Raw genomic sequence first — 14,208 nt, forward strand, 5'->3', positions numbered from 1 at the left:
GATGTCCGACGACACCCTGACCATCGCCGGCCGCAGCTTCGGCTCGCGGCTGATCATGGGCACCGGCGGCGCCCCCAGCCTGGAGGTGCTGGAGCAGGCACTGCTGCTGTCCGGCACCGAGCTGACCACCGTGGCCATGCGCAGGATCAACCCCGCCGCCCGCGGCTCGGTGCTGGAGGTGCTGCAGCGCAACAACATCGCCGTGCTGCCGAACACCGCCGGCTGCTTCACCGCGGGCGAGGCGGTGCTCACCGCCAGGCTGGCCCGCGAGGCGCTGGGTACGAACTGGGTGAAACTCGAGGTGGTCGCCGACGAGCGCACCCTGCTGCCCGACCCGATCGAACTGCTGGACGCCGCCGAGACCCTGGTCGACGACGGCTTCGTGGTCCTCCCGTACACCAACGACGACCCGGTGCTGGCCCGCAAGCTGGAGGACGTGGGCTGCGCCGCGGTGATGCCGCTGGGCTCCCCGATCGGCTCGGGCCTGGGCATCCGCAATCCGCACAACTTCCAGCTGATCGTGGAGCGGGCCCAGGTCCCGGTGGTGCTGGACGCCGGCGCCGGCACCGCCTCCGACGCCGCACTGGCGATGGAGCTGGGCTGCGCCGCGGTGATGCTCGCCACCGCCGTCACCCGGGCCCAGCACCCGGCGCTGATGGCCGAGGCGATGCGGCACGCCGTCGAGGCAGGTCGGCTGGCCCACCGCGCCGGACGGATCCCGCGCCGCTTCCACGCCGAGGCCTCGTCGCCGATGGCCGGTCGCGCCGAGCTCGACCCGGAGGCCCCGGCCTTCTGAGCCGGGCCGGGGGTGACCCGGGTCACTCATGTCCTTACCGTCCGGCAACAACTCGACCGTCGGTGCGCCCGCAGCCGGCTCCGGGCCCCGTAAACTCCCTGGAATGGACACTGCCCTGCACGACCCCCTCCTCGGGCGGCTGCTCGATGCCCGCTACAGGGTCGAGCAGCGGATCGCCGTCGGCGGCATGGCCACCGTCTACCGGGGCCTGGACACCCGGCTGGAACGGGTCGTCGCGCTCAAGGTGATGCACCCGGGGCTGGCCAGCGACCCCGAGTTCACCTCCCGCTTCATCCGCGAGGCCAAGGCCGTGGCCCGGCTCTCGCACCCCAACGTGGTGAACGTGTTCGACCAGGGCCAGGACGGCGACGCCGTCTTCCTGGCCATGGAGTACGTACCCGGCTGGACCCTGCGCGACCTGATGCGGGACCGCGGCGCGCTGGCGCCGCGCACCGTGCTGGACATCCTGGAGCCGATCCTGGCCGGGCTGGGCGCCGCGCACCGCGCCGGGCTGGTGCACCGGGACGTCAAGCCGGAGAACGTGCTGCTCACCGAGGACGGCCGGGTCAAGGTCACCGACTTCGGCCTGGTCCGGGCGGTGAGCGGGGAGAGCCAGGCGACGACCGGTCAGGTCATGGGCACCGTCTCCTACCTGGCGCCGGAACAGATCGAGCAGGGCGCCACCGACCCGCGCACCGACGTCTACGCCTGCGGCATCCTGATGTTCGAGATGCTCACCGGCTCCAAGCCCTACACCGGCGACAGCCCGATGCAGGTCGTCTACCAGCACATCAGCATGGACGTACCGCCGCCCTCGTCGCTGGTCCCCGGCCTGGCACCGGAGCTGGACGCCATAACGACGGCAGCGGCCTCCCGGGACGCCAACCGCAGGCCGGCCGACGCCGTAGCCCTGCTCGCCGCCCTCCAGCACATCCGCCGCGGCCTGAGCCCGGCCCAGCTGGACGCCGAGCCCGGCCTGCCGTTCCAGCCCGGCCCGCAGCAGCCGCCGGTGGAACGCACCAGCATCATGCGCGAACTGCCGCCCGACCTGGTGATGCCCCGGCGCACCCCGCCGGAGGAACGCTTCGCCCCACCGCCGTCCCGCGCCGCCCGCCGCCCGCAGCGGCGGCGGCGCCGCTGGGTCGTCCCCGCGGTGGTGCTGCTGGTGATCGGCCTGGTCGCCGGCGGCGCCACCTGGGCGCTGGACGGCCTCTACATGCGGATGCCGAGCGTGCTCGGCCAGACCCAGGGCCAGGCGGTGCAGACCCTGCAGGCCGACGGCCTGACCGTCACCGTCACCCAGGACTTCAGCTCCACCGTCGCCAGCGGCAAGGTGATCAGCACCGACCCGGGCGTGGGGACCAGGATCCGCAAGGACTCCACGGTGACCCTGGACGTCTCCAAGGGCCCGGACCGCCCGGCCGTCCCGGACGTCACCGGCAAGTCCCAGTCCGCCGCCGAGCAGGCGATCAAGGACGCCGGGCTCGCCGTCGGCCAGGTCACCCAGCAGGCCAGCGACAGCATCTCCCAGGGCGACGTGATCAGCACCGACCCGGCGGTCGGCACCAAGGAGCAGCCCAACACGGTGGTCAACCTGGTCGTCAGCTCCGGCGCCCAGCCGGTGCCGCTGCCGGACGTGGTCGGCGAGTCGGTCGACCAGGCCACCTCGGACCTGCAGGACGCCGGGTTCAACGTCCAGCTGGACCCCAACCAGGTCTACTCCCCCGACGCCGCGGCCGGCGACGTCGCCGCGCAGAGCCCCAACGGCGACAGCGCCTCCAAGGGCAGCACGGTGACCCTGACCGTCTCCAAGGGCCAGCAGCAGGCCACCGTCCCGGATGTGACCGGGCAGAGCGAGAAGGACGCCCGGAAGGCCCTGGAGGGCGCCGGCTTCCAGGTGCAGACCGTCAAGCTCAACCCGTTCGGCACCCCGACCGTGCACAACCAGAGCCCCGGCGGGAACCAGCAGGCGGCGCTGGGCAGCAAGGTCACCATCTGGCTGTACTGACCACTGGTTGTACCGGGCACCTTGTATCGATTTGGGTAACCCCGCTGACAGTGCGTCCGAGGGGCCTCCGTAGACTCCGTGCGCATGACCTCACCTGCGGCGGTTGACCTCTTCGACACCATGGCCACCATGCGGGCCATGCGCCGGCTGAGCGCCGAGCCGGTGCCGGACGAACTGCTGGAGAAGCTGGTCCAGGCAGCCGTCAACGGTCCGAGCGGCCACAACGCCCAGGACTACGAGTACGTGCTGGTCACCGACCGCGACATGATGACCACACTGGCCCCGCTCTGGGCCCGCTGCGTGGACGCCTACCTCGCCTCGGCCGGCCGGACCATCCCCGCCCCGATGGACGAGGACGCCTACGACCGGATGCGCGCGGCGATCGAGTACCAGCGGGACCACTTCACCGACATCCCGGCCCTGATCATCCCCTGCTACCGCTCCCCCAAGTTCACCGCCGACCTGGGCAGCCTGCGCGGCATGGTCACCCAGCTCGGCACCGCCGGGCTCAGCCGGCTGGCCACCCACGGCGGCCGGTTCAACCTGCTCGCCGAGGCCTCCAGCGTCTACCCGGGCATCCAGAACCTGCTCCTGGCCGCCCGCGGCCTGGGCCTGGGCGCCAATCTGACGATCTGGCACCTGCTCCTGGAACGCGAGTGGAAGGCCGCCCTCGGCATCCCCTCCGAGGTCCACACCTTCGGCATCATCCCGGTCGGCTGGCCCCTCGGCCGCTTCGGCCCGGTCCGCCGCCGCCCCCTCGCCGACGTCCTGCACCGCGACCGCTGGTAGCCCTGACGACCGTTCAGAGGCACAGATCCAGGAAGCCGGGGTGGCCCGGACTCTTCCTGGTCCACGGCTGCCGCGGCGGGCAGCCGAGGCCATACGCTGCACAGTCGTGGACGAACTGGTGTTCAGGGGGACCGAGCGGCCGAAGTTCGCTTGGTGGTTGATGATCCTGCCCGGGCTGGGGATCGCGATCAATATCGCAAAGCTCTCGCTGACCGGAGGCATCTGGGCCGGCGTGGGCGCGACTGCGGCTGTTGCAGTTCTGTTCGGCTACGTCCGCTGGGCGTATCCCCGGTCCTGGTGCCGCGTCGACGTCTCGGGCATCAGCTACTCCCGAGGCGGCCTGTGGGCACGGCACCTCGCCTGGGGCGACGTCGTCGCGGTGGAGATCCGCGACCAGGGGACCCGCATGGGTGTCACCAGCGCGGTCCGGATCACGCGCCGTAACGGCCGGCACCGCACGCTGCCGGTGGTCATGTCCACTCCGTGGATCCGCGATCCGGCGTTCTCCGAGAAGGCCGAGAGCATCGTCGCCATCGCGCGCCGCTTCGGCGCCGCCCCGGTCGATGCCGTTCCGAGACAATGGGTCCCCAGGCCCAGCATGCGGCGCAGTGGCTTCTGGCAGTATCTGGTCGCCGCCGTCGCGTTGGCCGCCCTGGCTGCTCCTGCGAGCCAGATCCCGGCAGACCGGCAGGCCGCGCAGGTGGAACTCGGCGCGAGCCGCTGCCCCGCCATTCCGGTCGACGGAGCAGTCGTCTACTCGCTGGAAGCGGTCTGCCAGAACCACTACACCGTCGCGGTCGATACCGTGGTGCGCGAGCACGACGGCTTCGGCGACGTCGAACTCCTGATCGGCGGCAACGACGTCTCGTTCGGCGCAGCCCCGTCCTGGCTGAGCTCCCTGGCACCGGGCACCGACGTCCGCATCACGGCGATCGGCAGGGGACCGGTGATCGCCGTCTCCGACGGCCAGGCCTCCGCCCGCACCGCCTCCTCGTCGACCTACTCCGTGGACAGCGACGTCGCCGCGATCATCGGCATCGGAGCCCTGGCACTCTTCCTCACCGTCTGGGCCACCGCTCTCCTGCGTGCGCGCCTGCGCCGACTGGAGGTGCGTTCCCGCTGGTGGGTGCTCGGCTGCCTGCCGGGCCTCCTGGTGCTGGAAGCGATCTCCATCCACGCCCAGGCCGTACCCTCCCGGCAGCCGCCGTCCTGGTACGCCTTCGCCGGCGTCCTGTTCCTGGTCGGACCACTGCTGGGCGCGGCCCTGGCACGGATACGGAGCCTCCGGCAGAACGGGGGTGCTGCTCCACTCCCGCAGCCCTCAGACGGTTAGCACGCTGCGCGGTCCAGGCGGTGGACGACGGTGGTGCCGGACTCGGCGGGGGCGCCTCCACGGGAGGGGTCCTTCTCGCGGGAGACGACGGTGAAGCCGAGGCGGCGGGGGACGGCGCCGCTGGCCGCGTTGGCCTCGTCGTGGTGGATCTCGACGTGGGTGGTGCCCGGCAGCGCGAAGGCCGCCTCCACCAGGGCGGCCACGGCCATGGTCACCAGGCCCCGGCCGGTCCGGTCCGGGTGGATCCAGTAGCCGATCTCCCAGCCGCCGGGGCCGATCCGCCGCATCAGGCTGCAGGCGCCGACCGTCTCCCCCTCACTGACGATGGCGTAGTCGTACGACCGGCCCGACTCCCAGTCGGCCTGAGCCGCAGTCAGATGCTCCAGCAGCGAGTCCCGGGAGTAGTCGGACGCCCAGGGCATCCAGGGGGTCAGGTGCTCCAGCGAGTCCAGCACCAGCCGGTGCTGCGCGTCGACGTCGTCGGGCCGCTTCCGTCGCAGCTCGACGCGGTCGTACACCAGTACCTCAGCAGGGTGCTCCATGCCCTCGATCCTGCCGACGGCGGGCCGGGGCGGGCAACCGGATTTGCGGCCGGGCGGCCGACTGGCCGGGTCAGAGCTCCGGGCCGTCGCCCGGGACCTCCTGGTAGGAGTAGCGCTGCTCGGCCCAGGGGTCGCCGATGTTGTGGTAGCCGCGCTCCTCCCAGAAGCCGCGGCGGTCGGCGGTCATGTACTCGACGCCGCGGACCCATTTGGGGCCCTTCCAGGCGTAGAGGTGGGGGACCACCATGCGGACCGGGAAGCCGTGCTCCACCGTCAGCGGCTCGTCGTTGCGGTGGGTGGCGAAGAGGGAGGAGGGGTCGGCGAAGTCCGCGAGGCGCAGGTTGGAGCTGAAGCCGTACTCGGCCCATACCATCACATGGGTGACGTCCGGGGCCGGCGGTGCGAGTTCGAGAACGGTCGCCGTGGAGACCCCGCCCCAGCGGCTGCCGAGCATGCTGAAACGCGTGACGCAGTGAAGATCGGCAGTGACCGTGGTTCTCGGGAGGGTCATAAATCCCTCGTGGTTCCAGCTGTGCTTGTCGCCGGAGGCCGTTGCTCCGAATACCTGGAACTCCCACGTCAAAGGCTTGAAACGGGGCACGGGGCCGTAGTGCAGAACCGGCCATCCGCGCTGCAGGCGCTGCCCCGGCGGGAGCTCCCCCGCGCCGGGCTCCTGGGCCCTGGCCTGCTCGTTCTCGGACTGACCCATGCCTCCATGGTGACAGATCGCGGCCGGACGACAGCACACGGGGACCCCGGAGGCGAGTGTGACCTTACTGGAACTCGCCGGTCCGCGGTGGAACGATGCGCACGACCGTCTTGAGCGGCATAGAAAGGGTGCGAACGATGCAGGGCGACCCAGAGGTCATCGAGTTCCTCAATGAGCAGCTGACTGCCGAATTGACCGCGATCAATCAATACTTTCTGCATTACAAGATGCAGGAGAACTTCGGCTGGACCAAGCTCGCGAAGTACACCCGCTCCGAGTCCATCGACGAGATGAAGCACGCGGAGATCCTCACCGACCGGATCCTCTTCCTGGAGGGGCTGCCCAACTACCAGCGGCTGTTCCACATCCGGGTGGGCCAGACCGTCGGCGAGATGTTCCAGGCGGACCGCCAGGTCGAGGTGGAGGCGATCGACCGGCTGCGGCGCGGCATCGTGGTGATGCGGGCGAAGGGCGATGTGACCTCGGCCAACATCTTCGAGCACATCCTCAAGGACGAGGAGCACCACATCGACTACCTGGACACCCAGCTCGAACTCCTGGACAAGCTGGGCGAGCCGCTCTACATCCAGTCCCTCATCGAACAGCCCGACAGCTGAGCCGTCCGGCGGCGGACCTGCGGTCAGGCCGCCTCGGCGCCGTCCTGCTGCGCGGGCTCCGGCAGGCCGAGCAGGGAGGCCAGGCGGGCGGTGGGGCAGGGGCGGGCGCCCTCGTGGCCGAGGATGGACTGTATCCGGCGGACGCAGGAGCCGCAGTCGGTGCCGGCCTTGCAGCCGTTGGCGATCTGGCGGGGTGTGGAGGCCCCGGAGGCGATCTCCTCGCGGACGCGCTGTTCGGTGACCGCATGGCACACGCACACGTACATGACGGTCCTTCCCGATGGCGTCCGGTTGAGCTAAGGCTAACCTTACCCAATCCCGGCGGGTGCTAAAAGACCCCTCCGGTTCCGCTTCCGCGGAATCGAAGGGGTCTTCGTCACACCGGCCGGGGCTCAGGCGCCGCGGTACATCTCTGCCACGAGGAACGCCAGGTCCAGCGACTGGCTGCGGTTGAGCCGCGGGTCGCAGGCTGTCTCGTAGCGCTGGTGCAGGTCGTCGACGAACACCTCGTCGCCGCCGCCGACGCACTCGGTGACGTCGTCGCCGGTCAGCTCCACGTGGATGCCGCCGGGGTGGGTCCCCAGGGCGCGGTGCACCTCGAAGAAGCCCTTGACCTCGTCCAGCACGTCGTCGAAGCGGCGGGTCTTGTGCCCGGTCTCCGCCTCGAAGGTGTTGCCGTGCATCGGGTCGCAGATCCACACCGGTACCGCGCCGCTCGCGGTGACCTTCTCCACCAGCTGGGGCAGGTTGTCGCGGACCTTGCCCGCTCCCATCCGGGTGATGAAGGTGAGCCGGCCCGGCTCGCGCTCCGGGTCCAGCCGGTCGATCAGCGTCAGCGCCTCGTCCACCGAGGTGGTCGGGCCCAGCTTCACCCCGATGGGGTTGCTGATCTGCGAGGCGAACTCGATGTGGGCGTGGTCCAGCTGCCGGGTGCGCTCGCCGATCCAGACCATGTGGCCGGAGACGTCGTAGAGCTTGCCGGTACGCGAGTCGGTGCGGGTCAGCGCCGTCTCGTAGTCCAGCACCAGCGCCTCGTGCGAGGAGTAGAACTCGACCGTGCGGAACTCCTCCGGGTCCACCCCGCAGGCGTTCATGAAGGACAGCGCGCTGTCGATCTCCTTGGCCAGGCGCTCGTAGCGCTGCCCGGAGGGCGAGTTGCGGACGAAGTCCTGGTTCCAGGCGTGCACCTGGCGCAGGTCGGCGTAGCCACCGGTGGTGAAGGCGCGGACCAGGTTGAGGGTGGAGGCGGAGGCGTTGTACATCCGCTTCAACCGCTCCGGGTCGGGGCGGCGGGCCTCGGGCGTGAAGGCGAAGCCGTTCACCGAGTCGCCCCGGTACACCGGCAGGGTCACGCCGTCGCGGGTCTCGGTGGGCTTGGAGCGCGGCTTGGAGTACTGGCCCGCGATCCGGCCGACCTTGACCACCGGGACGGAGGCGGCGTAGGTGAGCACCACGGCCATCTGCAGCAGGGTCTTCAGCTTGTTGCGGATCTGGTCCGCCGACACGCCGTCGAAGGCCTCGGCGCAGTCGCCGCCCTGGAGCAGGAACGCCTCACCCTTGGCCACGGCGGCGAGACGGGTGCGCAGCTGGTCGCACTCGCCGGCGAACACGAGCGGCGGATAGGAGGCGAGGTCCGCAAGGGACTTGCGCAGAGCCTCGGGGTCCGGCCACTCGGGCTGCTGCGCCGCGGGAAGGGACTGCCAGGAGAAGCCCTGGGCCGAGTCCCCTTCGGGGTGGGTTTCAACGTTCACGGTCACAGCGCCAAGGCTACGGGGTAACGCAACCGAAATGTCCCAACGCCCGCAGGCTGAGACATGCCGCGGATCTCCTGCCCCAGTGCCGTCCGATCCGCTAAGGTCGACCCCGTGAACACGCAGCACACCTACTCCTGGTGGTGGACCGTCCCCGAGGCGGCCCACTGATCGCGCGTTCCCACGCAGACTCAACGGCCGCCCTTCGGGGCGGCCGTTCTGCGTTCTCCAGCGGACACCGCCCCGAGCCGGCCGGCACCCCTCCCGCCGCCGCACCTCCCTCGGAAAGGTCCCCGCTGTGACCAACCCCACTGCTCCGGTCGATGCCGCTGCCCTGGTCGCCAGGCTCGCGGCCGCCGACGAGCCGTTCGCCCTGCTGCACCGCCGCACGCCCCGGCTCGCCCCGGACACCGTCGAGGTGCTGTTCGGCGAGGTCGGCTGCTACGAGACGCTGGCGCAGCTGCCGCTGCCCGAGGGGGCGCCCGGCGTCCCGGTGCACGACCTGCTGGCCCTGGTCCCCTACCGGCAGCTGCGCGAGCGCGGCTTCGAGGCCCGCGACGACGGCACCCCGCTGCAGGCGCTGCGGGTGCGCGAGTCCTTCGCCCTGCCGCTGGCCGAGCTGCGGGCGGCGCTGCCGCAGCTCCCGGTCCAGCTGGACGACGGCGGCTTCGACCTCGACGACGACGCCTACGCGGAGATCGTCCGGCGGGTGATCGAGGACGAGATCGGCCGGGGCGAGGGCGCCAACTTCGTGGTCCGCCGCGACTTCACCGGGACCCTGCGGGACTTCTCCCCGGCGCTGGCACTGACCCTGTTCCGACGGCTGCTGGAGCAGGAGCGCGGGGCCTACTGGACCTTCCTGGTGCACACCGGGGACCGGGTCCTGGTGGGGGCCAGCCCCGAGGTCCATGTCCGGCAGGCCGGCGGGACGGTGGTGATGAACCCGATCTCCGGGACCTACCGCTACCCGGCCGAGGGCCCCGGCCTGGAGTCGCTGCTCGCGTTCCTGAACGACCCCAAGGAGCTGGAGGAGCTCACCATGGTCGTGGACGAGGAGCTCAAGATGATGTGCGCGGTCGGCGACCTCGGCGGCCAGGTGCTCGGCCCGCGCCTCAAGGAGATGTCCCACCTCGCCCACACCGAGTACGAGCTGCGCGGACGCACCTCCCTGGACGTCCGCCAGGTGCTCCGGGAGACCATGTTCGCCGCCACCGTCACCGGCAGCCCGCTGCAGAACGCGACCCGGGTCATCTCCCGCTACGAGCCGACCGGACGCGGCTACTACGCCGGCGCGCTCGCGCTGGTCGGCCGCACCTCCGGCGGCGGCCAGACGCTGGACTCCCCCATCCTGATCCGCACCGCCGACATCGACCCGGCCAGCGGGCGGCTCGCGGTGCGGGTCGGCGCGACGCTGGTGCGGCACTCCGACCCGTACGCGGAGGTCGCCGAGACGCATGCCAAGGCGGCGGGGGTGCTCGCCGCGATCGGCGCCGTCCCGGCGCGGGCCGGAGCCGCGGCGGCGGGGGCGGGGCGGGCACCGCGACTGGCCGACAACCACCGGGTGCAGGCCGCGCTGGACGCCAGGCGCGGCAACCTGGCGCCGTTCTGGCTGCGGATGCAGACCGCGGCGCCGGTCCCGGCCGATCCGCAGCACGTCCTGGTGATCGACTGCGAGGACACCTTCACCTCGATGCTGGCGCATCTGCTGCGCTCGCTGGGCCACCGGGTCACCGTCCGCCGCTACGACCTCCCCGGTCTGGCCGAGGCGGTCGCCGCGCACACCGGTCCGCTGGTGCTGGGCCCCGGCCCGGGCGACCCGGCCGATCTGACGGACCCGAAGATGCGGCGGATGCAGGGCGTGGTCGGCGAGCTGATGGCGACCGGACGGCCCGGCGGGCTGCTCGCGGTCTGCCTGAGCCATCAGCTGCTGTGCGCGTCACTGGGCCTGCCGCTGCGGCGCAAGGCGGTGCCGTACCAGGGCGCGCAGGAACGGATCGACCTGTTCGGGACGGCGCGGACGGTGGGCTTCTACAACACCTTCACGGCGGTCTGCGACGCGGGCGATGTCGCGCGGCTCGCGGCCCGGGGCATCGAGGTGAGCCGTGACGCGGTGACGGGTGACGTCTTCGCGCTGCGGGGGCCGGGGTTCGCGGGGGTGCAGTTCCATCCGGAGTCGGTGCTGACGCTGGACGGGGTGGGGATCGTGGCCGGGATGCTCGCGGGGCTCGGGGAGCGGTCGGTGGTGTAGCGCGGCGCTGCTGTGGCTGGTCTTCGCGCAGTTCCCCGCGCCCCTGTAGGGGCGCGGGGAACTGCGCGGCCGACCACGACGACGCCGCACCATCGAACAACGCTCCGGTTAAGGTGCCTCAGTGACCTTTGCTGATGGCTATTTCCGGTATCCGCACATCCACGGTGACGCAGTCACCTTCGTGGCCGAGGACGACGTCTGGGTCGCCCCCTTCGGGGGCAGGGCCTGGCGGGTGAGTGCCGATCAGGTGCCCGTGTCGCGGCCGCGCTTCTCCCCCGACGGGTCGCTGCTGGCCTGGACCTCGACCGCCGACGGCGCGCCGGAGGTGCATGTCGCGCCGGTCGAGGGCGGCCCCGCACGGCGGCTGACCTACTGGGGCAGCGCCCAGACCGCGGTGCTCGGCTGGACCCCCGAGGGCGAACCGCTGGCGCTGAGCAGCGTGGGGCAGATGTCCCGGGCCCACCCCTGGGCTTTCGCAGTGCCGCTGGACGGCGGTCCGGCCCGGCGGCTGCCGTACGGACGGCTGGGCGGGCTGGCGCTGGAGCCCGGCGGCTCGCGTGCGCTGCTGAGCACGGCCAACGGCGGCCGGGAGCCGGCGCACTGGAAGCGCTACCGCGGCGGGAGGGCCGGCAAGCTCTGGCTGGGCACGGACGGCGCGTTCCAGCGCGTCCACGAGGGGCTGGACGGGAACATCGACTCGCCTATGTGGGTCGGCGGCAGGATCGCCTTCCTGAGCGACCACGACGGTGTCGGCCGGCTCTGGTCCAGCCTTCCGGACGGGTCGGACCTGCGGGTCCACAGCGAGCAGGACGAGTTCTACGCCCGCAACGCGTCGACCGACGGCAGCAGGGTGGTCTTCCAGCGGGCCGGCGCGCTGTGGCTGGTGGACAGCCTCGACGGCCTCGACGGCGCCGGACCGCGCCGGATCGAGTTCGACCTGGGCGGCCCGAGCACCGCCCGCCGGCGCCGCCCGGTCGCCGCCGCGGACCACCTCGGCACGGTGTCGCCCGACGCCGAGGGCCGGTCCAGCCTGGTCGAGGTGCGCGGCACCGTCCACCGGGTCACCCACCAGGACGGACCGGCGCGCGTGCTCGCGGACGCGCCGGGCGTGCGCAACCGGCTGCCGCAGCCGCTGCCTGACGGGGCGTCGGTCTGGGTCACCGACGCCGAGGGCGAGGACGGCCTGGACTTCTCCGACGGCCGTCGGGTCGCCGTGGGGGCGCTCGGCCGGGTCGAGGAACTGGTCGCCTCGCCGGACGGCACGGCGCTGGCCGTCGCCGACCGGGACGGCCGGGTGCTGCTGGTCACGGTCGCGGACGGGGAGGTGCGGGAGCTGGACCGCAGCGAGGCCGTGCAGGCGACCGGCCTGGTCTTCTCGCCGGACTCGGCCTGGCTGGCCTGGTCGCACGGCGCCGACCTCAACGAGCGGCTGCGCCAGATCCGGCTGGCCCGGCTAGCCGACGGCGCGGTCACCGAGGTCACCCCGGTGCGCTTCAACGACCACTCCCCCGCCTTCAGCGCCGACGGGCGCCACCTGGCCTTCCTGTCGATCCGCGAGTTCGACCCGGTCTACGACGAGCACGTCTTCGACCTCTCCTTCCCGGTCGCCTGCCGTCCCTACCTGGCGCTGCTGACCGCCGACACGCTCTCCCCGTTCGACCCGCTGCCGCAGGGCCGCAGGCCGGGCAAGCCCGAGGAGGAGGCTGCCGCCGACCCGGCGGCGATCCGGGTAGACACCGAAGGGATCGCCGCCCGGGTGGTCCCCTTCCCGGTCGAGGCCGGCCGCTACGCGGCCCTGCGGGCGGTCAGGGGCGGCTTCAGCTGGCTGCACCGCCCGCTGACCGGGATGCTGGGGAACGCCAAGGCCACCCCCGACACCCCGGCCAAGCGGACCTCGCTGGAGTACTTCGACCTGGCCGCCCGCCGGCTGGACACCCTGGCCGAGGCCGTCGACCGCTACGCCGTCTCCGGCGACGGCACCAGGCTGACCCTGGTGGACGGGAAGAAGCTGCGGGTCGTCCCGGCCGACCGGAAGGCGGCCGAGGACGACCGGGTCGAGTCCGTCACCGTGGACCTGGACCGGATCAGGATCACCCTCGACCCGCCGGCCGAGTGGCGGCAGATGGTCGCCGAGGCGGCCCGGCTGATGCGGGACAACTACTGGCGGGTGGACCTGAGCGGGGTCGACTGGGAGGCGGTGCAGCAGCGCTACCGTCCGCTGGTCGACCGCCTCGGCAGCCATGACGACCTGGTCGACCTGCTCTGGGAGATCCAGGGCGAGCTCGGCACCTCGCACGCGTACGTGCAGCCCAGGGCCCGCGAGGTGGCGGACGCCCGGCGGCTGGGACTGCTGGGGGCCGACCTGGCCCGTTCCGAGGACGGGGACCGGAACTGGCGGATCGTCAGGATCCTGCCCGGCGAGAGCTCCGACCCGGCCGCGCGGTCGCCGCTGGCCGCCCCGGGCCTGGGGATCAGGGCCGGGGACGCGGTCCTGGCGGTCAACGGCCGTACGGTCGACCCGGTCACCGGCCCGGCCCCGCTGCTGGCCGGCACCGCGGGCAAGCCGGTCGAGCTCACCCTGGGCACCGCGGAGGGCGGCGAGTACTCCGTGGTGGTGGTGCCGCTCGCGGACGAGGAGCCGCTGCGCTACCACGACTGGGTGGCTGGCCGCCGGGCCCGGGTCCGCGAGCTGTCCGGCGGACGGCTCGGCTACCTGCACCTGCCCGACCAGATGAGCCCGGGCTGGGCCCAGCTGCACCGCGACCTGCACACCGAGTCCTCGCAGGACGGCCTGATCGTGGACACCCGCGAGAACCGGGGCGGCCACACCTCGCAACTGGTCGTCGAGAAGCTGCGCCGACGGGTCGTCAAATGGCAGACGATCCGCGGGTTCAGACCGCACCCGAGGTACCCCGAGGACGCCCCGCGGGGGCCGCTCGTGGCGGTCGCGGACGAGTTCTCCGGGTCGGACGGCGACAACATCAACGCCGCGTTCCAGGCCTACGGCCTGGGCCCGGTGGTCGGCGTCAGGACCTGGGGCGGGGTGGTCGGCATCGACGGCCACTACAGGCTGGTCGACGGCACCGGGGTCACCCAGCCGCGGTTCCGCACCTGGTTCGAGGGCTACGACTGGGGGCTGGAGAACCACGGGGTGGACCCGGACGTCGAGGTGGTCTGCACCCCCGAGGACTGGGCGGCGGGGCGCGACCCGCAACTGGACGAGGCCGTCCGGATCGCCCTCCGGGCGCTGGAGACGACTCCTGCGGTCACCCCGCCGGGGTTGCCGCCGTTGTAACGGTTCCGTGCGTTTCGCGCAGTTCCCCGCGCCCCTGGATAGGGGCGCGGGGAACGGCGCAACAGCAACCCCCACAGAGAGTCAGCTGTGACGTGCCCCTAATCTGTCCCACGACATCGG

Annotated in this window: 11 protein-coding genes; 7 read left to right on the top strand and 4 right to left on the bottom strand. The window is 72.1% G+C overall.

The features are described 5' to 3' along the window. Nucleotide 1 precedes the first annotated feature (1 nt). From ABUW04_RS37240 to ABUW04_RS37255, 4 genes are all read left to right on the top strand, one after another. Nucleotides 2–796 carry a thiazole synthase gene (locus ABUW04_RS37240; protein ID WP_380568758.1) on the top strand — a complete coding sequence of 265 codons (795 nt, stop codon included), beginning with the start codon at nt 2–4 and terminating at the stop codon, nt 794–796. Between the two features lie 103 nt (nt 797–899). Continuing rightward, nucleotides 900–2,804, top strand: a complete 1,905-nt coding sequence (gene pknB, locus ABUW04_RS37245) for a Stk1 family PASTA domain-containing Ser/Thr kinase (protein ID WP_380568759.1) — start codon at nt 900–902, stop codon at nt 2,802–2,804. An 84-nt stretch (nt 2,805–2,888) separates the two neighbouring features. After that, on the top strand, nt 2,889–3,593 hold the full coding sequence (locus ABUW04_RS37250) for a nitroreductase family protein (RefSeq protein WP_030248436.1): 705 nt from the start codon (nt 2,889–2,891) through the stop codon (nt 3,591–3,593). 106 nt (nt 3,594–3,699) lie between these two features. Further along, a complete protein-coding gene (locus tag ABUW04_RS37255) occupies nt 3,700–4,926 on the top strand; it encodes a hypothetical protein (protein ID WP_380568760.1) in 1,227 nt (408 codons plus the stop codon). Here the strand turns inward: ABUW04_RS37255 and ABUW04_RS37260 are convergent. Both ABUW04_RS37260 and ABUW04_RS37265 read right to left on the bottom strand, forming a co-directional pair. Then, entirely contained in the window at nt 4,923–5,468 is a 546-nt protein-coding gene (locus tag ABUW04_RS37260; protein ID WP_380568761.1) for a GNAT family N-acetyltransferase, read from the bottom strand. The two genes, ABUW04_RS37255 and ABUW04_RS37260, sit on opposite strands and share 4 nt — an antisense overlap. A gap of 70 nt (nt 5,469–5,538) precedes the next feature. Further along, nucleotides 5,539–6,177, bottom strand: coding sequence for a sulfite oxidase-like oxidoreductase (locus tag ABUW04_RS37265; RefSeq protein ID WP_030248440.1), 639 nt, complete (start codon nt 6,175–6,177; stop codon nt 5,539–5,541). A gap of 137 nt (nt 6,178–6,314) precedes the next feature. Between ABUW04_RS37265 and bfr the strand changes: the two genes are divergently transcribed. After that, nucleotides 6,315–6,794, top strand: coding sequence for a bacterioferritin (gene bfr, locus ABUW04_RS37270; RefSeq protein ID WP_030248442.1), 480 nt, complete (start codon nt 6,315–6,317; stop codon nt 6,792–6,794). 23 nt (nt 6,795–6,817) lie between these two features. On the opposite strand, the gene ABUW04_RS37275 is transcribed toward bfr, so the two are convergent. After that, nucleotides 6,818–7,060 (bottom strand): (2Fe-2S)-binding protein, encoded by a 243-nt coding sequence (locus ABUW04_RS37275; protein ID WP_380568762.1) that lies wholly within the window; start codon nt 7,058–7,060, stop codon nt 6,818–6,820. A gap of 126 nt (nt 7,061–7,186) precedes the next feature. After that, entirely contained in the window at nt 7,187–8,551 is a 1,365-nt protein-coding gene (locus tag ABUW04_RS37280) for a class II 3-deoxy-7-phosphoheptulonate synthase (protein ID WP_030248445.1), read from the bottom strand. A gap of 292 nt (nt 8,552–8,843) precedes the next feature. On the opposite strand from ABUW04_RS37280, the gene ABUW04_RS37285 reads away from it, so the two are divergent. Both ABUW04_RS37285 and ABUW04_RS37290 read left to right on the top strand, forming a co-directional pair. Continuing rightward, on the top strand, nt 8,844–10,793 hold the full coding sequence (locus ABUW04_RS37285) for an anthranilate synthase family protein (protein ID WP_380568763.1): 1,950 nt from the start codon (nt 8,844–8,846) through the stop codon (nt 10,791–10,793). Nucleotides 10,794–10,914: 121 nt separating this feature from the next. Then, on the top strand, nt 10,915–14,088 hold the full coding sequence (locus ABUW04_RS37290) for a S41 family peptidase (RefSeq protein WP_380568764.1): 3,174 nt from the start codon (nt 10,915–10,917) through the stop codon (nt 14,086–14,088). The last annotated feature ends 120 nt before the right edge of the window (nt 14,089–14,208 follow it).

This window comes from Streptacidiphilus jeojiensis (genome assembly GCF_042510965.1).
In the GTDB taxonomy this organism is placed as follows: Bacteria; Actinomycetota; Actinomycetes; order Streptomycetales; family Streptomycetaceae; genus Streptacidiphilus; species Streptacidiphilus jeojiensis.